The sequence below is a fragment of the Undibacterium paludis genome, assembly GCF_022568815.1.
In the GTDB taxonomy this organism is placed as follows: Bacteria; Pseudomonadota; Gammaproteobacteria; order Burkholderiales; family Burkholderiaceae_D; genus Undibacterium.
In genome coordinates this window covers 403355-422952 of the sequence record NZ_JAKZHX010000001.1, presented here as the reverse complement: position 1 = coordinate 422952, position 19598 = coordinate 403355, and the positions used below count along the sequence as shown (strand labels likewise).

Here is a 19598-nt window from a genome sequence, read left to right as displayed (position 1 = left end):
CATCTTGTCATCTGGTTTTCAATACGCTGGATGACAGGTTGGACATGCGCTCCGGGGTGATTTATTTGTATTGAGGCGTTGTCAGCAAAAAGCCGCCACCCTGGTAAATTGTCGTCACGTCATCTGCCGGCGGGTATTCGACGGTGTCAGGGAAGAGGTGAGCAAATACGCTGGAACTGTCCTTGGCTTTGTAGCCAAGATGGGCTGCTTTTTTATTGTCCCACCACTTGCCCGGATTGTCCGATACCCCGAAACTGATGGTGTGACCTACCCGTGGCGCAAACAAAGAGCAGCGCAGCATTTCCACCAGGTCATCGTAACTGAAATACGTAGTCAGCATACGCCGTGTGGTCGGCACCGGGAAGGATGATCCTATGCGTATGCAGACGGTTTCTATGCCAAAGCGGTCGTAGTAGTAACGTGACAGCGATTCACCAAAGCATTTGCTGATGCCATACATGCCGTCCGGGCGGGTGGGCATATCGGCATCGACATAATCAGTGGTACGGTAATAGCCGAGAGTGTGGTTTGAACTGGCAAAGATGACGCGCTTGACGCCGCATCTGTGTACCGCCTCATAGATATTGTAAGTGCCCTGGATATTCGCATGCATGATGGATTCAAAATCAGCTTCGGTAGAGATGCCGCCAAAATGCAGTACCGCATCCACACCTTCCATCATGGCCAGCACCGCACTCTTGTCGGCCAGGTCGCATTGCACAATCTCTTCACCTTCCCCGGCCTCACCCATGTTACTGATGTCGCTGAGCCTGACGATATTGGCCCAGGCTTTGATACGTTCGCGCAAAACCTTGCCCAGACCACCTGCAGCGCCCGTCAGCAGAATGCGGTTAAACGGCTTTTCAGATAAATTTGCATTCATGAATATTCCTTCTCGATCTCGATAGTTTGTTGTTTTGTGTGGCAACTTGCCTTGGGTTCAGGTAATCGGGGCGGGATTGAACAGCACCAGGGCATTATGCAGTTTCCAGTGTTCGGCCCAGGTTTTCTTGCCGCTGGCGACATCGAGCAGCATCTGGAACAGCTCCCATCCTATATCTTCTATGGTGGCCTCGCCGCTGGCGATCTTGCCGGCGTTGATATCCATCAGGTCATGCCAGCGCCTTGCCAGGTCATCCCTGGTGGCGACCTTGATGACGGGTACCGCAGCCAGGCCATAGGGAGTGCCACGGCCAGTGGTGAAAACATGCAGGTTCATGCCGGCTGCCAGTTGCAAGGTGCCGCAGACGAAGTCGCTGGCGGGTGTCGCTGCATAGATCAGGCCTTTCTGGCTGAGCTTTTCACCGGGTGATAATACGCCGGAAATGGTTGACGTACCTGATTTGACGATGGAGCCCATGGCTTTCTCAACGATATTCGACAGTCCGCCTTTTTTATTGCCAGGCGTGGTGTTGGCGCTGCGGTCGACGCCGCCACGCTTCAGATATTCGTCATACCAGGCCATTTCCCTGATCATGGCGGCAGCCACATCGGCATTGGCTGCGCGCGAGGTCAACTGGTCTATGCCATCACGCACTTCAGTTACTTCAGAAAACATGACGGTGGCGCCGGCCCTGACCAGCAGGTCAGTGGCAAAGCCAACTGCCGGATTGGCTGTCACGCCAGAGAAAGCATCACTGCCGCCACATTGCACGCCGACTACCAGCTCGGATGCCGGACAGGGTTCGCGGCGGCGCTTGTTCAGTTCCGTCAACTGTTTTTCAGCACTGGCCATGATGGAGCTGATCATGCTGTCAAAGCCGACATGCGCCTGGTCTTGCAGACAGATGTGGGGCGGTTCGCCACCATGCTGTATCGGTATGCTGCCTTTGGGAAAAAGCCTGGTCGGTTGCAGTTTTTCACAACCCAGGCTGACGACCATGGCCTGGCCGCCAAAATTGGGATTCAGGCTGATATTGCGTACGGTGCGTATGGGGATATTGGCATTGGGCGCATCAATGGCGACGCCGCAACCATAGGTGTGTTCCAGTCCAATGACATCATCGACATGCGGGAACCGGGGAAGCAATTCAGCCTTGATGCGGGCAACGGCAAATTCAACCACACCGGACACGCATTGCACAGTCGTGGTAATGGCCAGTATATTGCGGGTGCCAACGCTGCCGTCGGCATTTCTATAGCCAAGAAAACTATAGCCTTCCAGCGGTTCTGTTTTGGGGGCGGCGCGAGTGGCAATGGGGAGATCCAGCAATTGCCTGGCGTCAGGCATGCGTATCAGCGACTCTTCTACCCAACTGCCTTTGGGTATGTCCCTGACCGCATAGCCTATGGTGACGTTGTAACGGGTGATGGGCTGGGCCTGGGCAATATCATGCAAGGCTACTTTATGACCCTGCGGGATATTGTCGAGTAAAGTCAGGCCACAGGAAAAGACCGTGTCTGCCAGCAGGCCGCCATCATTGGCAACGATGGCAACGTTGTCGTTGTCATGCATGCGTATATAAAGTGGCAGCTTGGGGCTGGAAGTATTCATCATTTTTCCTTCTTGCTTTTGCTCATTGTCTTGTTTATGCAAATTCCATGAGGAAAGACCAGTCACCCATGCATGTGGTCTTACCAAAATCTACTGACTGCATCCAGCCCCTGTCCTGCTTGCTTACCGTGCTGTCAGGGCATGATCAACCTGTTCAATCTGTCAATACGCCTTGTTTACTATGAGAATGCGAGCCAGTTTCACGCGCTCCTCAACGCGCAGTGAGCAGGGTGATGTATCAATCACTGTGGCGAGTATGCCACCGTTCAAATTATTTGGCTAGTCCACATTGCATATTTGGTCCAGCCACATTAAAATGGTCTGACCGAAATGTGAGAAACTTGCTTTTCCCGATCTGCTGATGCGGCCTTGATAAAAAAGCTGATTTGCATAGTGAATCAGTGCCATGGAGCTGGTGGCTGCACTGCTTGTATCGTGTGATTGCAATCAGTGGTTTCGCAAGACAGGCAGTCAAAGCAAAGAACAACATTTGCGACAAATGAATTGACGATTTTTGACCGGCTGCGACCTCGTTGGGGCAATAGCACCCATCCTCGTTGCAGTGGCACAGGGTACGCGAGGTACTCCATCATTGCCCCATGCCCTGCGCTGGAGTAAGAAATTCATGTAAAAAAATCAGACGGAGACATAGTAATGAAACACGAAAAGAAAACCCCCAGGCAGGTATTCGTCTTGTCATCGATCGCGGTGGCAGTGCTGACGATGCTTGGTCAGGCGCAGGCGGACGAAGTGCAAAAAGTGGAAGTGACAGGTTCTTCCATCAAGCGCCTGGCGACCGAGGCGTCACTGCCAGTCACCATGGTGAGCGGTGAAGAGCTGGAAAAACGCGGCATGACCACCCTGGCCGATCTGATGATGGCCCTGCCTGAATCTGCTTCGCTGGCGCCATCCAATGCCGGGTCCGGCACCAATATCAATTTGCGTGGTCTGGGTGTCAACCGTACTCTGGTATTGCTCAATGGTCGCCGTCTGGCGAATGAAGCGATTGCTGACGGTTACGCCAATCTTGATGTGATACCCATGAGCGCGATTGCCAGGGTGGAGATTTTGCGTGATGGTGCATCTTCCATCTATGGTTCTGATGCAATCGGTGGTGTGGTCAACTTCATTACCAAACGTACATTCAACGGCACCAGTGTTTCTGCACAACTGGTCAAACCACAGAAATCCGGCGGCGGCGATGAACAGCGTCTGAGCGCCACTTTCGGTACCGGTGATCTGCAAAAAGATGGCTGGAATTTCTACGGCACCATTGACGCACATCGCCGCAGCAGGTTGCTGGCATCGGATCGTGCCGAACTGAGCACCCCCGAATTATTGACCAGCATAGGTCGTGCGCCTACTCTTGGCAGTGGCGGTTATGCCATGCCGGCCAACTTCACGACGGCGACCAACAAGAATGCCGCCAATCCCTATTACAACAGTGGATGCGTAGGTCCTTATTCCATACAGGGGGCAAAGAATACCTGCATTCTCAATGCCACCTACTACGGTACGGCCCTGTATGGCAATGAGCAGGTCACTTTCTATGCCAAAGGTACCAAGAAATTCAGTGATGACCACATCCTGACTGTCGATTACATGCGTGGCCAGGAATACATACTGGGCACCAAGAACCCGACCACCAGCCTGGCAGCCAACGGCGTCAGCGCCTTGCTGCCATCGACCAGCAAATGGTATCCGGGCGGCAGCGGCGGCGTGCCTGCAGTGGCCGGTCTGAAAGGTGAACCGCTGACGGTAACCTGGAGTGTTGCTGACCTGGCGGAAGCCACCACCAAGGACGTGCAGGTCAACCAGCGCATCACTGTCAATGACGAAGGCCGTTTTGGCAACTGGGATTACAAACTCGGTTTTGTCTATGGACACAGCCAGCGCGACAATTATTATGAGTCCGGTTATGTGAATGGCCCGGCACTGCTGACCGGCATAGCCAATGGCACACTGAACCCGTTTGGCTTGCAGGATACTGCCGGTCAGGCTTACCTGAAAAGCATAGGTGTTGATGGCGCATTGAACCGACACTCCATCAGTACCTACACTGGCGTTGACCTGACTGCGTCGACTGAACTGACAACTTTGGCCGGCGGCCCGCTGACCCTGGCCCTGGGGACTGATTTCCATCGCGATACGACAGAAGACACCAAGACCGATATCACATCGCTGGTGACTTATGCAGCATCTGGTCCGGCACATGGTCAGGGGGCGCGTAATGTCGCTGCAGCGTATGCTGAAATGGAAATCCCGGTCACCAAAGAATTGAATTTCAACGTGGCAGTGCGTGATGATCATTTCAGTGACTTTGGCAATACCATCAATCCCAAGGCCAGCTTCCGCTATCAGCCGATGAAATCATTGATGTTCCGAGGTTCTGCCAATACCGGTTTCCGTGCTCCGACTCTGTTTGATCGCTATGGTTACCGTGTTCCGGGCGCGAATACCACGACAGCCTCGAAATGGGATGACCCCCTGCAATGCCCGGGCGGCACACCTGGTGTGGCAGGTACAGGCAAAGCCTTGCCTGGCCTGGTGGCGTCAACAGTCTGTAATGTGGCGCTGCCACGCCAGACCGGCAGCAATCCTGACCTGACACCAGAAACTTCACGTGGCTTTACCCTGGGTGTGGTGACTGAACCAGTGCAGAATCTGACAGTATCTGCCGATTACTGGCATATAGAGATGAAGGATATGCTGGCTAATCTGCCGGAGCAAGTGTACTTCCTCAACCCGGCCAAATATGCAGACCTGTTCGTACGTAACCCTGATGGTTCACTCGCTTATATCAAGAACATCACGATGAATCTGGGTGGCCAGAAGGCATCAGGCATAGACGTTGGCCTGGCTTATTCCATTCCCAAGACTTCACTCGGGAATTTCAAGTTTGAACTCAATGGCACTTATCTGACGCAGTTTGACAACCAGCTGGAAAAAGATAGTGCCTATGCGTCCAATATCGGTCGTTTTGGCCTGGCCAGCAACGGTACGACCAGTAGCTTCCCCATCATCACCTTCCGCTGGAAACATACACTGACCATGTCCTGGAACCAGGGTAACTGGAGTTCGCAACTGACGCAAAACTACAATACCGGCTATCACGACCAGAACCTGGTGGCAGCAGAGTATTTCAGGGATATTGAGCCCTACACTCTGTGGAACTGGACCGCAACTTATCGCGGCTTCAAAAATACCACGATTGCTGCCGGTATCACCAACCTGCTCAATGCCAGGCCGCCAGTGACCAATCACAATGCTTATACCTATGGTTACCTGAGCAGTGCAGCCAGCCCTATCGGTCGCGCGTTCAATGTACGCCTGACATACAACTTCTGATGGAACATATCCTGCCCCGGTATTTTACCGGGGCAGGATATGCATTATTTTGACAGGGGCTTTTATAGCCTCTTTTTTGATTTTAGCGAGGATGGCATGCGACTGTTACACTACCCGGCGGTACTCGGCCTGCTGGCTGCCGGTTTATTATCATCTTGCACCAGTGTCAGTCATAATCAGGTTGCACAACCTGACAATACCAGGCCGGTACGTCTGATACTGGTTGGCGATTCGACCATGGCCAGCCGCAGTGGATATGGCGATGCCTTTTGCCAGAATTTTCAGCCTGATGTGGTTTGCCTGAACCTGGCCAAGGGTGGCCGTAGCTCAGGCAGCTACCGCGCAGAGGGATCATGGGATGTGGTGCAGACGCTGCTGAAAGACAATGCCAGATACAGCAGGACCCTGGTATTGATACAGTTTGGTCATAATGACCAGCCCGGCAAACCGGGCCGCTCCACTGACCTGGTGACAGAATTCCCGGTCAATATGACACGCTATGTCGAAGAATTGAAAGCGGCCGGTGCCCAGGCCGTGCTGGTGACACCATTGACCAGGCGTACATTCAAGGCCGGACAATTGCAGAATGATTTGCGTCCCTGGGCAGAAGCCAGCCTGGCAGTCGCTGCCACCCAACATGTCCCGGCCATAGACCTCAATGCCATCAGTTATCGCGCTGTGCAAGCCATGGGCGAAGCCCAGGCCGATACCATGGCGATGGCGCCACCACCCACGTCTGCAGAGATTGTCACCAGCACGATGCCAGTTGCCGATACGATCAAGACCGAGCGGGCTGGTGCTGCCAGGCCAGCATTTGACCGCACCCACCTCGGTAGCAAGGGGGCCATGTTTTTTTCCGGCATGGTCATAGCAGAATTGCGCAAGGCTGTTCCCGAAATCAATGACAAGCTGAAGAAAGAGGGCGGGCAATGAAGCACTTGCAAACACCGTCAACTCGCCAGTTTCTTGCAGTTATGCTGAGTGTTACGACGCTGTATGCCGGCACAGCCATGGCACAGGACACACGTCAGGTGAAAGAACCACAGGCGCCGCCGGTTTGTACCGTACTCAGTGCACAGGAAGACGTGCCAGGCAATGAGCAAGCCTATGCAAGAGCCCCCGATACCGGGCGTTTGCAGGCAGCACTGGGCTTATGCAAGCCTGGCCAGGCATTGCGACTCATCAGCAAGAATGGTAAAACGGCCTTTATTGCTGGAGCACTGAATTTGCCAGATGGCGTATCCCTGCTGATCGATGCTGGCGTGACGGTCTTTGCATCGACCAATCCGCAAGACTATGACAAGGGCAGCGGGGCCTGTGGCAGCAATGATGACAAAGGCAGGGCTTGCAAACCTTTCATGACGGCTGATCATACTCAATCCAGCGGCATTTATGGTGAGGGTGTCATTGATGGTCAGGGTGGTCAGCGCATACAGGGCAAACCGGAAAGCTGGTGGCAAATCGCACGTCGCGCGCAAAAAGAAAACAGTCGCCAGAATGTGCCACGTTTGCTCGAAGTTACGCAGTCCCGCAATTTCACCCTGCACCGCGTCACATTGAAGAATTCACCCAACTTCCATGTCACCCTGAACCAGGTGGACGGTTTTACCGCATGGGGTGTACGCATAGATACACCGGCAGATGCCCGTAATACCGATGGCATAGACCCCATCTCCTCTCGCAATGTCACGATAGCCCATAGCTATATACGTACCGGTGATGACAATGTGGCGATCAAGGCGGGCAACAATGGACCGACAGAAAATATCACCGTGCGTGACAGCCATTTCTATTCTGGCCATGGCATGTCCATAGGTAGCGAAACCAACGGGGGGCTAAAAAATATTTTGGTGGAAAACCTCAGTATGGATGGCACCACATCGGGCCTGCGTATCAAGAGCGATATTTCACGTGGTGGTCTGGTGCAGAATGTCAGCTATCGCCATGTCTGCATACGCAATGTCAGGGCGCCTATTGATATTGATACCAGGTATACAAAAAATGCCACAGGTGACCTGATACCGGTATATCGCGATATACGGCTGGAACATGTACAGTCACTGACGCCAGGCCGGATTACTCTGAGAGCCTATGATGCTGCGCACCCCCTCAGTCTGCGTTTGCAGGATGTGGTGGTCAGTGCCGGTGGCGCTCGCGAAATAGCACATGTGCAGCTGCTTTCAACTAAAGCAGATGATGGCATAGACGGCAATCCGGATGTAATGACAGGTTTTGCCAGGGAGCCGCTCAATGCCAGTCAATGTGACCAGGCCTTCCCGGTATTTCCTTCAGTTGCTCAACTGGCTGACAAGAGGCCGCAACTTGATGCTGCGATGGCGCAAATGTTTTCTTATGCCGAAGTCCTGAAGTATGCCGGTTTGCCCGGCGAAGAAAAACCTGATCCCTGGGACCCTTTGTCAGAACCGATCGCGATGCAAGCAGGTTTGCAAGCCGACTATGTGGTCGATGCCAGTGCGCCTGAAGACGGTCAGCGGACTTTCAAAAAAGTGCAGACCGCAGTCAGCAAGGCAGTTTCTGATCTGGCAAAAACACAGACAAAAAAAGCGCGCATCTACATTCAGGTCAAACCAGGCATATACAGGGAACTGGTCTACATACCGGCGACCGATACAGCCATCACGGTATACGGCAGCGATGCCGCCAATACCCGTATCACAGCCAATCTTGATGCGGCAGTAACGGGAAACAGCTATATCAGGCAGTTTTCGACACAGTTTGAAAAAGTCCACCCTGCCATCAGCGCCATGTATGACAGCCTGAAAGACAGGCCGGTACTGGGGACCTTTGGCACTGCCGTGCTATGGGTAAAAAGCCCGGGTTTCCAGCTCAGGAATATCAGCGTGGAAAATGCCTTTAACAAAGACACAGGCAATGCACGCGAGCCTGCTGAACCGAGTATTGCACCTGTTGTCCACCATCAGGCGCTGGCCGTAATGCTGGATGGTGCAGATAAAACCCATTTTGATGGTGTGCGTTTGCTGGGGTTCCAGGATACTTTGTTTTTGAAGAATGGCCGGAATGCTGAGACAGCAAGGTATTTCTTCAATCGCTCCTACATAGAAGGCGATGTGGATTTCATCTTTGGCGATGCGACAGCCTTTTTCTATCAGTCAGAAATCAAATCGCTGGGCGACAGGACGACATCCTATGCCGCCGCACCCAATACCAATATCAGGTCACGATATGGCTTTGTTTTTGATCATAGCCGCTTCACTCACGATGGCAGCCAGAACGCGAAGGCAGGCAAGTTTTACCTGCTCAGACAATGGTTCCATAATTCACGTTGTACACCTTACGGTAGCATGGCTGTTCCCGGTTATAGCTGCCAGGTCGGTGATACGGATCAATATACGGCGCCGAACGGCACGATTACCCGCAAGGCCCTGGAAACCGTGGGCAAGATGGTAGTGATGAATTCAATGATAGGCAGTCATATCAATAAATCCCAACCCTGGTCAGACTGGAATAGAAGTGGTACCTTGTCTTATCGTCCGGCGCAATTCAATGCGGATGAGTATTGGGCCAATTTGCTGGCGGCAAAAATTGATCCTGTAAGACAATTGGGCTACAGCGGCCCTTTCGACAAAAACCGGATACCAGACAACATATTTCTTGCAGAGTTCAATAACACAGATGAATGATGTTCACGCAAGAACATACGTGCGGCAAAAAGATGCGCACCGGGACAAACAAATCCCGAGTGCGCATTGCAAAGCGCTGCTGCAAACGGATGAGGCAGAACTGCTCTTTTACTTTTGACTGTCACTGAGAAAATCTTGTTTCGGGTACGCCGGCAATTCCTGGTCTGACCAGCACCAGACTGCCTGCCCATTGATCACCCTCTGCCTTGCCCGCACCGATCGAGCTGATCAGCAGGGTACTCATGTCAGGTCCGCCAAATGTGCACATGGCCGGCTTGATCATGGGCAGGGCAATGCTGCGGTCAAGTTTGCCCTGTGGTGTGAAACGCAGGACGCAACTGCCGTCATTGCCGCATATCCAGTAACAGCCATCGATATCCATGGCGGCGCCGTCAGGCCGGCCAGCCAGCGGTTTCATGTCGACAAATACCCGGCGTGTATGCGGCATGCCTTCGTCGGTGTCATAATCATACGCCCAGATAGTCTGGCTGGCCGGATGGGAGTCAGACAGATACATGGTCTTGCCATCCGGCGACCAGGCCAGGCCGTTTTGCGTCAGCAATTCGCTGACGACCGGGCCTGACAGACCTTGCTTTTTGGTATAACGATAAAGGCGGCCCAGGGCTTTGGCTGCTGCCATGTCCATGAACATGGTGCCACTCCAGAAACGCCCCTGACGATCGCAGCGACCATCATTAAAACGCATGCCGTTGCCGAGCTCAGGCGGGGCTGCCAGACGGGTTTGCAGGGCGCGCAGACCGTCGCCGAGATGCAGATTGAAGATACCTGTTTCCATGCCGGCGATAAAATCGCCATCGTCTTTCAGGGCAATACAGGCGACCATTTCCGTGGTTTGCCAGGACTGCAACTTTCCAGAGCGTGCATCGAGTTTCCAGATGGTTTTTGCCGGTATGTCTACCCAGTACCAGGCCGTCTGCTCCGCATGCCAGAGGGGGCTTTCACCGACAGTGCAATTGACTGCCGGTATGGCTTCTATATGTGAATGTGCTGTCATGTGGCCAGATTGTCTTACAGGTCAGTAATATCTTTATGGGTCGGTACCAGCAGTTTCATCAGGCTCCAGGCGATCAGGTAAGCCATCGCACAGAATGCAAACATGATGGAGTAGCCAGTCTGTATATGGCCAAGAGCTCCATAATAATCAAACAGCCAGCCCCCCGTCTTTGATATCAGCACGCCGCCAAGTCCGCCTGCCATGCCGCCTATACCAACCACGGATGCCACTGATTTTTTCGGGAACATGTCTGACACGGTCGTGAAGATGTTTGCTGACCAGGCCTGGTGGGCAGAAGCACCTATGCCGATGAAGACCACCGGTATCCAGGGGCCCAGGTAACCGAGCGGCTGGGCCAGCAGGACCGCCAGCGGGAACAGGGCAATCACCAGCATGGCTTTCATGCGGCCATTGTATGGACTATGACCCTGCTTCATGAAATAGCTGGGGAACCAGCCGCCACCTATGCTGCCGACCATGGTCATGCTGTACAGGACAGCCAGCGGGATGACGATATCGGTTTTTTGCATCTGGTACTGCGCCTGCAGGTATTTGGGCAGCCAGAACAGGAAAAACCACCAGACACCGTCTGTCATGAACTTGCCGATGACAAAGGCCCAGGTTTGCTTGTAGGTCAGCAACTTGAACCACGAGACTTTCTTTTCTGTCACAGTCTCCGTTTCAGCCTGGGCGACTTCGGCGGTGCCACTATTGATGTAAGCGAGTTCGGCAGCGGACAGGCGCTTTTGCTGTTCAGGTTTGTCATAAAGCATGATCCAGAACAGCATCCAGACAAAGCCGACTGCACCGATAGAAATGAAAGCCGTTTGCCAGCCCCAGGTCGCCGCTATCCAGGGAACGGTCAGCGGTGCCAGGATGGCGCCTATATTGGCACCAGAATTGAAAATGCCGGTGGCAAATGAACGTTCGTTTTTGGGGAAGTATTCTGCCGTTGCCTTGATCGCCGCCGGGAAGTTGCCAGCTTCACCTATTGCCAGCACAGCGCGAGAAATCATGAAGCCCGCTATCGATACCGGTACCGCCGCAAAGCCCAGCGTCGTCATGATGCCGGAAAAACCTTCACCCATGGGCACGGAAAACGCATGCATGATGGCGCCCAGAGACCAGATGGAAATAGCCCAGATAAAGGCTTTTTTAGTGCCTATCCTGTCGATCAGGCGACCGACAAACAGCATTGAAATCGCATACACGAACTGAAACACGGCCGTAATATTGGCGTAGTCGGTATTACTCCATCCAAATTCCCTGGACAGGTCTGGCGCCAGCAGGCTCAGTACCTGCCTGTCGAGGTAGTTGACGGTTGTGGCAAAAAATAGCAGGCCGCATATCGTCCACCGGTATTTTCCTATGGTTTGCTGGCTCATTCGAGCGTCTCCTTGTTTTTTGTTTGCAACGGCCTTTTTTGCACATCTTGGCTGTGTGCTTGACTGGACCTGTTTTCTTGCTGCTGCTCTCTTGTTCTGGTCAGGAAATGCCTCCCTGATCAGAACGGTTTCATGCCGGCGTCAGTTTGCCATCTATCATACGTGTCACTTGCCATGGATTGTCATCTTGCAGTGCAGTTGGCAACAAAGCTGCCGGTATGCCCTGGTAGCAGACCGGGCGCAAGAAACGCTCTATGGCCGTCGCGCCTACCGATGTGGTACGACTGTCTGAAGTGGCCGGAAAAGGTCCGCCATGTACCATGGCGTGAGCGACTTCGACCCCGGTAGGGAAACCATTGAACAGAATGCGGCCCGCTTTTCTTTCGAGTACAGGCAGGAGCTTGCGTGCCTGTGCATGATCTTCTGACGTTGCATGTACGGTCGCAGTCAGTTGTCCTTCAAGGGAAGCCGCTACTTGCAGAACCTCAGTGAAGTCTTTGCACAGGATGGCGATGGAAGAAGGGCCAAAGATTTCTTCCTGCAAAGCCGGTGTATTCAGGAAGGTACTGCCCGAACATACTGACAGCATGGCCTGCGCCGCACAGGGCGAACCTGCCGCCTGCCCCTTGCCTGCCAGTCGCAGGCCGGCGATATCAGCCAGGCGTGAACTCCCTTTGACATAGGCCTGGTGTATGCCTGGCGTCAGCATGGTCGAGGCATGCTTGTCTTCCAGCGCCTGGGCTGCCTGATGCAGGAAAGCCTGACTGGCTTCGCTCTCGATCGCAATCACCAGGCCGGGATTGGTGCAGAACTGACCTGCACCCAGGGTCAGGGAATCAATGAAGTTCCTGGCCAGTTGTTCACCTTGTGTAACCAGGGCATGTTCCAGCAGGAATACCGGATTGATGCTGCTCATCTCTGCATAGACAGGGATGGGTTCTTTTCTCTGGCTGGCAGTATGGACGAGAGCCAGGCCACCCGTGCGGGACCCGGTGAAGCCTACTGCTTTGATGGCTGGATGGCTGACCAGTTGCTGGCCGACCTGACTGCCGGCGCCGATCAGCATGGAGAACACGCCTTCCGGCAGGTTGTAATCGGCGACTGCCCGCTGTATCACCCGACCAACCAGTTCTGAAGTGCCAAGGTGAGCATTGTGCGCCTTGACAACAACCGGGCAGCCAGCCGCCAGGGCAGAAGCCGTGTCACCACCGGCAACAGAAAACGCCAGCGGGAAATTGCTGGCGCCAAATACAGCCACCGGGCCCAGAGCAATTTTTTGCAGGCGCAGGTCGGGGCGTGAGGGGGCCCGATCTGGTAAGGCGGCATCAATGGTGGCGGCCAGCCAGTGACCATCACGCACAACTTTGGCAAACAGTCGTAATTGATTGACGGTGCGGCCGCGTTCGCCTTCCAGTCTGGCGACCGGCAGGCCGGTTTCCTGTGCTGCGCGTTCGATCAGGGCAGGGCCAAGATCGAGTATGCCGGCGGCAATGGCTTCCAGAAAACGTGCACGCTGTTCCAGCGTGGTGTTACGGTAGGTATCAAATGCCTGCTCAGCCAGTCCGCAGGCCTGCTCTACTTCAGTCGATGTGGCATAGCCAAATACAGGTTCAATTTCCTGATTGGTGGACGGGTCTGTGGCCTTGATATTGCCAGCCAGACCAAAGACTGCTTTTTTACCGATCAGCATTTGCCCGGTGATGTGCATTTCCAGCTCCTTCTTGCGATATTTTTGTGGCGTTCAGGCGCAGCTTATTGCGGACCCTGTGCCAGGATCAGCTTGCCCAGCATGTCATCTTCAGCAGCAGTCAGGTCGGTCAGCGGTGCGCGTACCGGACCGGCGCTGTGACCGACCAGGCGTGCGCCTGCTTTCACGATACTGACTGCGTAACCGGCCTTGCGATTACGGATTTCCAGGTAAGGCAGGAAGAACTGGTCGATCAGGCGATTTGTAGTCGCATGGTCATCAGCCGCGACGGCATGGTAAAAATCCATCGCCAGTCTGGGCATGAAATTGAATACGGCGGATGAATATACCGGCACGCCGAGTGCCTTGTAGGCTGCAGCGTAGACTTCTGCAGTCGGCAAGCCGCCGAGATAACTGAAGCGGTCGCCGAGGCGGCGCCAGATCGACACCATCAGTTCTATATCACCGATACCGTCCTTGAAGCCGATCAGGTTGGGGCAGGTGGCGGCCAGTATTTCCAGTGAATCGGCTGTCAGGCGGCAGATACCACGGTTGTACACCACTACGCCAAACTTGACTGAACGGCAGACTTCCTGGACGTGGGCGATCAGGCCGTCCTGGCTGGCTTCTGTCAGGTAATGTGGCAACAGCAGGATGCCGTGGGCGCCCAGGCGTTCTGCTTCGCGGGCATAGGCGATTGCCGTGCGGGTTGGGCCACCGGCGCCAGCCAGGATGGGCACCTTGCCACGGCAGGTGTCAACAGCCACGCGGATCACGTCCGAATACTCATTGGGCGTCAGGGAAAAGAATTCACCCGTGCCGCCAGCGGCAAACAGGGCGCTGGCGCCATACGGCGCGAGCCACTCAAGACGTGCCGCGTAAGTCCTGGCATTGAAGTCGCCGGCTGCATCAAAATCCGTCAAAGGGAAGGACAGCAGACCGGACGACAGGATTTGTTTGAGTTCTTGTGGATGCATGTTTGTCTCCAAAATGGGAAGCCTGGTTTGATTGCTGTCTGGCAAAGTCGGAAAGTCAGGCAAGGGTTTGTGAAAATTGGGCTCAAATAACTAAGTCATACGTCATCGTACAACTTAAAATATAAGTCTGCAAGCACACTTTCATCTTTTCATGGTTTTCCGGTTTCAGGCTGGCGATGCTTCCATGCGCTGTTGTGCCTGCCGCAATCTTTCCCTGCTGTTGCTGAGGTGGGTGCGCATGGCGGCCCTGGCCGCTTCCTGGTCCTGGCGCAGGATGGCGGTGTAGATATCTTCGTGCTCGCGATTGACGCGCTCCAGATAGCTATGGGTTGCATCCAGGCTCAGCATGGCGGAATTAAGCCTGGCGCGCGGGATGATGGTATTGCCAAGATTGCTGAGAATGTCAACAAAATAACGATTGCCGGTAGCCTGGGCAATCAGCAGGTGGAAGCGTACGTCTGCATTGACTGAAGCATTGCTGGTTTCTTTGCTGGCAAGTATGTCTTCCAGTGCCTTGCCCAGTTCGGTCGCCTGCTCTTCGGTGCGGCGTGCGGCTGCCAGCCAGGCTGCTTCGGTTTCCAGGCTGATCCGCAGTTCGAGTATGTCGAGCACATCCCTGACAGTGACGATGGCTTCACGCAAGACGCCAAGGTTATTCTGGCCGGGCTCCAGGATAAACGTACCTATGCCATGCCGGGTCTGCACCAGGCCGGCTGCCTGTAAATGCGAAATTGCTTCACGCACGACGGTGCGGCTGACATCATATAAGGCCATGATGGCCGATTCGGTGGGCAGTTTTTCACCAGGCTTGAGGATACCGTTCTTGATGTTATTGCTGATACTTTCCACCAGTCCCTGGGACAGGCTCTTATGCCGTCTTTTGGACGGCAGGGTGGTGGCAAAGTCTTGAGTTTCCATAAGTCAGCGTAAGGTGTTGGGTGTTAAACAAGTAAAAAGTATATACAAAATTGATTTTAACTCAAAAACCCGTCAATTGATGTATGATGACTGATGAATATGGGAGCTGTTCTCAAGCTTATTGCACAATCACGTCAGCCACCAGGTCACTCTTGATGATCAGGCTGGACTGCCCGGGACCACCCAGCAAGAATATGCCCCGGCCATTGGAGTAAATGATGCTGCCATCTGCGCGCATATCATAGGACACTACATTGGCTGCCAGCACGGTTTCCTTGCCCTGGCGGTCACGACTGATCAATTGCCATGAAGCAGGCACCAGCGAAGGCACTCCGTTGACCTTGTTTTCTGTTTGCAGAGCCTTTTCTGCATCAATCCGTTTGCCCTTTAATATGATTTCTTTCAGGTCGGCACTTACCGTAGGGCCGGATGCACTGGTCAGTGGCTTGCGGCTATACATCAGGGAGAAAAAATTCAGGTAATGAAATATTGCCCGCAACAGGCGGAAAGGGAAAAACAGGGTATCAAGCAAGGCGTTTTTGGTTTCATATTTCGGTATTTCATAGGGCCTGCGTATGAAGTGCAGATTCCCCCTGGGGCAAACACGGGGATGCAGGTAATCATACTGCGGGTCGTCAAGTACGGCTGAAATGGAACCATTCTTCGTGTCCAGCATCTGTATGCTGGCATTGCCATAAGCCACCAGCATGCCACTCTGGTCACGCGCGATACCGGTGGACTGGAACAGGATCTGTGTATCTGCGCCAGGGATGCGGCAGGGCGCCGTATCGAGCGTATCGCCACCGGTCAGTGCACGCATCTGTTCGCCTTCGCGATTGAGCATGACCAGGTTGCTGGCGCCGGACTTGTCAGTGGAAGTGGCCAGGACCTTGCCGCTGGCGGCGTCCAGGTTCAAATCAGCCAGTGACAGATTTTGCCTGTGTATGATGCGTCTTTCTTCACCGCTGTCGAGATGGTAAGAAAACAGGCCGCCTATGCCCTGGTCCTGCAAAAAATACAGTATCCGGCCCTGCTCATCAAATTGCATGGAACTGGTATTGATCTGGACATTTTTTTTATCAAACTGGCGCAAGCCGCCAGAGGCAGATACACCGAAGCTGGTATTTTGTTTCCAGGCATTGCGTTCCTGGTGTTTTTCCAGCTTGTCCAGCATTTCCTGCACATAGGGGCTGTGTATCTGACGTATCTCGCCATGGGCAGGGCGGTAAAACAATTTGCCTTCCGCGATAAAGGCAAGCGCCGTGGCAGCGGCTTCCCTGTCAAGATTGGCCTGGTGTACGGGATGGTTTCCATTGCCTGCCTGACCTGACTGTGAGGCGCTATCCTGAGCTGAATTCTTTTGTTGCATGACCTGGTTGACTATATAAGCCAGGGCCAGCAAGACGACGATGATGATGAGTATATGCACCTGATGTTTCCCCTGAATTTAATGGCACAGGCAAATCGTACCCATCAATAGCACAAATGGCAAAGCGATATTATGCATTCAAGCATATCAGTGAGCGCCCGCCGCACAAACGACGGCGATTGTTTTTTCCATGAGAGAGTGTTGACCGCAGGTGACATTTGTCACCTGCAAGTCCTGACACTTTGCTCTGTTTCTGGTACGGCGAATCGGTGACACTGGCCGCACTTCAACCACAAACGGGATTGCCTGCCATGACTCACTTCTCCAATACTGAATTGTCAACATTTGCCAGCCGCGCCAAGGGCGCCATGTTTTTCTCAATATTTGGCGCTGCCTGGTTGGTATTGTGGAATCAGCGCGCCCTGCATGGCAATTATCTGGTTTTATTGCTGATTGCGGTTATCGGTCACCGCATATTCAGCTTGGCGCTCAGTCGTTACCGCCAGTTCAAGATCTATGCAGAGGATGAGGCCAATACACCGGAGCAACGCAGGGTGACAAGGCTGTTTCATCTTGTCAACGTAGCGCAATGGATCACTATTTTTGTAGGCAGTAATGTGCTCATCAATCTGGGGCTGTCAGACTGGGTTATCCCCATGGCTATCCTGGTGGTTGGTTTGCATTTCCTGCCTTTGGCCAGGCTGTTCCGGATCAGGGCGCATTTCTACCTGGGCCTGACGATCAGCGTGTTTGCGATTACCTATCCTTTCATTCTCTCTGGACCGACTGATCCTTACGGCTGTTTTGGTGTTGGCGTGATGTTGTGGTCTTATGCCTTGCTGAGGTTGGTAACAAGTCAGAAACGCATGGAAATGAATACAGTCGCCAATGACTGTAACTGAAGTCGAAGAACAGAAGACGCCTACTTTGAAATAGACGCTCTAGACAAGATGCGGCAGAATCAGTTTCCCCCATACTTTCGTCAGCATCATGAACCTGCTCCCGGCCCCGGCTCACGTACTGAATCCAGACGCGCAGGTGCAATTCGGCAAATTTGCCGGTGCACCTGAGATCATAGACTGGTCTGCCCTGGGGGCACCACACCGGCGCGGTGCGCTCTGGCAAAAATTCCATCACAAGCATTGGCATTATGTGGCGCTGGCGACAGATGAATTATTCTGCGGTATCGCCATCGTTGATGTGGGCTGGACCAATACTGCATTTGCCTATGTATTCGACAGGACTGAAAGAAAACTGATTGCCAGTTACTCCCGGGACGGCATACCAGGCATCAGCGCCAGATTGAATGCGCATCCGGCCAGCGGTGCGGCTTCCCGTTTTCAGTTTTTTGGCAAGCAAATCAGCTTCAGGCACCTGGCCGGTACCCAACAGTTTCAACTGCTGCTTAATTGCGGGGATTTTCATATCAATGCCGTACTTGATGGCCATGAATCAGCGCCACCCCTGCTGGCGATAGGTGAAGTGCAAGGCGGTACCGTACATGCGACCGTCAAATCTGCAGGCATGGCTGTGAGCGGGGAAGTCCGTATCGGGCAACAGAGTTTCAAACTGCAACACGGTGTTGCCAGCTATGACCATAGCAATGGCTTCCTGGCGCGAGAGACAGGCTGGCGCTGGGCTTCAGCACATGGACGGGATATGGGTTTCAATTTGCAGGCAGGTTACTTTGGCAATCATGAAAATGTCTTGTGGCTGGATGGCAAACTGATCAGCCTGGCCGAGGCCAGATTTGATTTCAATCCTGACGATCCCATGCAAGCCTGGCATATCAGTACTGTTGATGGTTTGCTTGATCTGCATTTCCATCCCGAAGGTTTGCGGGCAGAGAACAAAAACCTGTTGATTGCTGTCAGCCGTTATGTACAGCCCATAGGCACATTTAAAGGCTGGGTACGCGCCAATCCGGATGCTCCCAAACGTGAAGTCGATAAGCTCGTGGGCGTGACTGAGGACCACTTCTCCAGATGGTGAAACATTGTGCATGGACTTGGTTGTCACGGCGCAGAAGAGACGAATCTCTTTACTCAACATTTATTCCGTTTATTGGAATAATTAATTGCTATTTAAGAGGATTCTGTAATTTCATGGAATTAATTAAAGTGAAGGCCTTCGCTCTGCACCGTGCAAAGTGAAATCTGGACTTCATCATTCCCTGAAAGGAAAACTCTCATGACACGCGCATCCAACAGCCTGACTGCCAATCTGGTCAGCAAAATCAAATTTATCCTGTTATCGGCAATCGCCGCCCTGTCGCTGGCGGCAGTGCCTGGCATCAGTGCTGCCGACACCGTCGCCAATAGCGTCATTGGCGCACGTGGCTATGACCTGACCACCTTCTTCACGAGTGAAAAACCTGCACATGGCACTGGTCATCATGTGGCAACGATAGACGGCGTGGATTACCTGTTTACCAGCGAAGAAAACAAAAAGACTTTTCTGGCAAATCCTGAAAAATACCTGCCAGCCTTCGGTGGCTATTGCGCCTATGGTGCTTCGATAGGCAAAAAGTTCGTTGCAGACCCGGACGTGTACGACATCATCGATAACAAGCTCTACTTCAATCTCGATACCAAGATCCGTGCTATCTGGGCCAAAGACATCCCGGGCAATATCGACCTGGCGAAAACCAACTGGAAAAAAATCGCCAGCAAAAAACCGTCGGAACTGTGATCAGTTTTTGTTTGAAAAAAACCGCAGCGTTTGAAGCGTTGCGGTTTTTTCC

General features: G+C 53.4%; 14 protein-coding genes. 6 read left to right on the top strand and 8 right to left on the bottom strand.

The genetic code is table 11. The annotated features are described in order from the left end of the window. Window positions 1-61: 61 nt before the first annotated feature. Both LZ463_RS01970 and garD read right to left on the bottom strand, forming a co-directional pair. The gene (locus tag LZ463_RS01970) at window positions 62-883 is read right to left on the bottom strand and encodes an NAD-dependent epimerase/dehydratase family protein (RefSeq protein ID WP_241453328.1); all 822 of its coding nucleotides are present in this window, start codon (window positions 881-883) and stop codon (window positions 62-64) included. 57 nt (window positions 884-940) lie between these two features. Beyond that, window positions 941-2497 carry a galactarate dehydratase gene (gene garD, locus LZ463_RS01965; RefSeq protein ID WP_241453327.1) on the bottom strand — a complete coding sequence of 519 codons (1557 nt, stop codon included), beginning with the start codon at window positions 2495-2497 and terminating at the stop codon, window positions 941-943. Between the two features lie 651 nt (window positions 2498-3148). On the opposite strand from garD, the gene LZ463_RS01960 reads away from it, so the two are divergent. The 3 genes from LZ463_RS01960 (at window position 3149) to LZ463_RS01950 (ending at window position 9504) form a co-directional block, all read left to right on the top strand. Then, window positions 3149-5842, top strand: a complete 2694-nt coding sequence (locus tag LZ463_RS01960; RefSeq protein ID WP_241453323.1) for a TonB-dependent receptor plug domain-containing protein — start codon at window positions 3149-3151, stop codon at window positions 5840-5842. Between the two features lie 96 nt (window positions 5843-5938). Beyond that, on the top strand, window positions 5939-6775 hold the full coding sequence (locus LZ463_RS01955; RefSeq protein ID WP_241453321.1) for a rhamnogalacturonan acetylesterase: 837 nt from the start codon (window positions 5939-5941) through the stop codon (window positions 6773-6775). Next, a complete protein-coding gene (locus LZ463_RS01950) occupies window positions 6772-9504 on the top strand; it encodes a pectinesterase family protein (protein ID WP_241453319.1) in 2733 nt (910 codons plus the stop codon). The genes LZ463_RS01955 and LZ463_RS01950 overlap by 4 nt, the downstream gene beginning before the upstream one ends. Before the next feature lie 121 nt (window positions 9505-9625). On the opposite strand, the gene LZ463_RS01945 is transcribed toward LZ463_RS01950, so the two are convergent. The 6 genes from LZ463_RS01945 to LZ463_RS01920 all read right to left on the bottom strand — a co-directional run bounded on the left by LZ463_RS01945 (window position 9626) and on the right by LZ463_RS01920 (window position 16915). Further along, window positions 9626-10519, bottom strand: coding sequence for an SMP-30/gluconolactonase/LRE family protein (locus LZ463_RS01945; protein WP_241453317.1), 894 nt, complete (start codon window positions 10517-10519; stop codon window positions 9626-9628). Window positions 10520-10533: 14 nt separating this feature from the next. Next, window positions 10534-11904 (bottom strand): MFS transporter, encoded by a 1371-nt coding sequence (locus tag LZ463_RS01940; RefSeq protein WP_241453315.1) that lies wholly within the window; start codon window positions 11902-11904, stop codon window positions 10534-10536. 130 nt (window positions 11905-12034) lie between these two features. Further along, the gene (locus LZ463_RS01935; protein ID WP_241453313.1) at window positions 12035-13612 is read right to left on the bottom strand and encodes an aldehyde dehydrogenase (NADP(+)); all 1578 of its coding nucleotides are present in this window, start codon (window positions 13610-13612) and stop codon (window positions 12035-12037) included. 44 nt (window positions 13613-13656) lie between these two features. Beyond that, window positions 13657-14568, bottom strand: a complete 912-nt coding sequence (gene kdgD, locus LZ463_RS01930; protein WP_241453312.1) for a 5-dehydro-4-deoxyglucarate dehydratase — start codon at window positions 14566-14568, stop codon at window positions 13657-13659. A 165-nt stretch (window positions 14569-14733) separates the two neighbouring features. Then, window positions 14734-15486 (bottom strand): FadR/GntR family transcriptional regulator, encoded by a 753-nt coding sequence (locus tag LZ463_RS01925; RefSeq protein ID WP_241453310.1) that lies wholly within the window; start codon window positions 15484-15486, stop codon window positions 14734-14736. Window positions 15487-15604: 118 nt separating this feature from the next. Beyond that, window positions 15605-16915, bottom strand: a complete 1311-nt coding sequence (locus LZ463_RS01920) for a TolB-like translocation protein (protein ID WP_241453309.1) — start codon at window positions 16913-16915, stop codon at window positions 15605-15607. A gap of 251 nt (window positions 16916-17166) precedes the next feature. Here LZ463_RS01920 and LZ463_RS01915 point away from each other — a divergent pair, with 251 nt between their 5' ends. From LZ463_RS01915 to LZ463_RS01905, 3 genes are all read left to right on the top strand, one after another. After that, complete coding sequence (locus LZ463_RS01915) at window positions 17167-17757, top strand: hypothetical protein (protein ID WP_241453305.1); 591 nt, start codon at window positions 17167-17169, stop codon at window positions 17755-17757. Between the two features lie 88 nt (window positions 17758-17845). Further along, window positions 17846-18847: a DUF2804 domain-containing protein gene (locus tag LZ463_RS01910; RefSeq protein ID WP_241453301.1), complete on the top strand. Its 1002-nt coding sequence runs from the start codon at window positions 17846-17848 to the stop codon at window positions 18845-18847. Window positions 18848-19045: 198 nt separating this feature from the next. Further along, on the top strand, window positions 19046-19546 hold the full coding sequence (locus LZ463_RS01905) for a YHS domain-containing (seleno)protein (RefSeq protein WP_241453298.1): 501 nt from the start codon (window positions 19046-19048) through the stop codon (window positions 19544-19546). Window positions 19547-19598: the final 52 nt, after the last annotated feature.

Bases quoted from the DNA above. Each gene is read 5' to 3' on its own strand.
- LZ463_RS01970 (WP_241453328.1), bottom strand. From the start codon at position 883: ATGAATGCAAATTTATCTGAAAAGCCGTTTAACCGCATTCTGCTGACG.
- garD (WP_241453327.1), bottom strand. From the start codon at position 2,497: ATGATGAATACTTCCAGCCCCAAGCTGCCACTTTATATACGCATGCAT.
- LZ463_RS01960 (WP_241453323.1), top strand. From the start codon at position 3,149: ATGAAACACGAAAAGAAAACCCCCAGGCAGGTATTCGTCTTGTCATCG.
- LZ463_RS01955 (WP_241453321.1), top strand. From the start codon at position 5,939: ATGCGACTGTTACACTACCCGGCGGTACTCGGCCTGCTGGCTGCCGGT.
- LZ463_RS01950 (WP_241453319.1), top strand. From the start codon at position 6,772: ATGAAGCACTTGCAAACACCGTCAACTCGCCAGTTTCTTGCAGTTATG.
- LZ463_RS01945 (WP_241453317.1), bottom strand. From the start codon at position 10,519: ATGACAGCACATTCACATATAGAAGCCATACCGGCAGTCAATTGCACT.
- LZ463_RS01940 (WP_241453315.1), bottom strand. From the start codon at position 11,904: ATGAGCCAGCAAACCATAGGAAAATACCGGTGGACGATATGCGGCCTG.
- LZ463_RS01935 (WP_241453313.1), bottom strand. From the start codon at position 13,612: ATGCACATCACCGGGCAAATGCTGATCGGTAAAAAAGCAGTCTTTGGT.
- kdgD (WP_241453312.1), bottom strand. From the start codon at position 14,568: ATGCATCCACAAGAACTCAAACAAATCCTGTCGTCCGGTCTGCTGTCC.
- LZ463_RS01925 (WP_241453310.1), bottom strand. From the start codon at position 15,486: ATGGAAACTCAAGACTTTGCCACCACCCTGCCGTCCAAAAGACGGCAT.
- LZ463_RS01915 (WP_241453305.1), top strand. From the start codon at position 17,167: ATGACTCACTTCTCCAATACTGAATTGTCAACATTTGCCAGCCGCGCC.
- LZ463_RS01910 (WP_241453301.1), top strand. From the start codon at position 17,846: ATGAACCTGCTCCCGGCCCCGGCTCACGTACTGAATCCAGACGCGCAG.
- LZ463_RS01905 (WP_241453298.1), top strand. From the start codon at position 19,046: ATGACACGCGCATCCAACAGCCTGACTGCCAATCTGGTCAGCAAAATC.